Source organism: Methylobacterium sp. WL18, assembly GCF_008040015.1.
Classification (GTDB): domain Bacteria; phylum Pseudomonadota; class Alphaproteobacteria; order Rhizobiales; family Beijerinckiaceae; genus Methylobacterium; species Methylobacterium mesophilicum.
Window position 1 is genome coordinate 1 of sequence record NZ_VRVD01001255.1, and the last position, 575, is coordinate 575.

Here is a 575-nt window from a genome sequence, read left to right on the forward strand (position 1 = left end):
CACCTCGCTGGCCGAGGCCGCCCGCGCCGGCGGCCCGAATGCCGAAGGTGCGGCGGCGGGCTTGAGCCGGCTCTCGCTCGGCGAAGATCCCGAGCGGGTCTCGGCGTTGGATTACGACCGGCTGTGGTCCGGGACCGACCTCTGGGTCGATGGCTACGGCGACCTCGTGGCGCGGCGCTTCGCCGACCTGCCGGTGCGGCTGAGCTGTCCGGTGCAGGCGATCGACTGGTCCGGCAAGACCGTCCGGATCGAGATGGCCGGCGGCAGCCTCGCGGCTTCGGCGGCGATCGTCACGGTGCCGGTCGGCGTGCTGAAATCCGGGGCGATCCGGTTCACTCCGGGCCTGCCCGATGGCACAACGGCGGCCCTGGATGGCCTGCACATGGGCGCCTACACCAAGGTCGGCCTGCGGCTCGACCCCGCCAAGGTCGATCCGGCGGCGCTCGGCGACGCCGTGTCGGTGCTCACCGGCGGGCCGACGGTGTATTTCGAGATGGGCCCGTTCGGCCGCGCCATCGCGGTGGCCAATCTCGGCGGCGACCTCGCCCGGGACCTGTGCCGCGCGGGCGAACCGG

At 73.6% G+C, this 575-nt stretch carries 1 protein-coding gene; it reads left to right on the plus strand.

The window, feature by feature from the left end:
• Window positions 1-575, plus strand: a 575-nt coding sequence (locus tag FV228_RS32170; protein ID WP_147858011.1) for an FAD-dependent oxidoreductase, incomplete at both ends; no start/stop codon positions are given.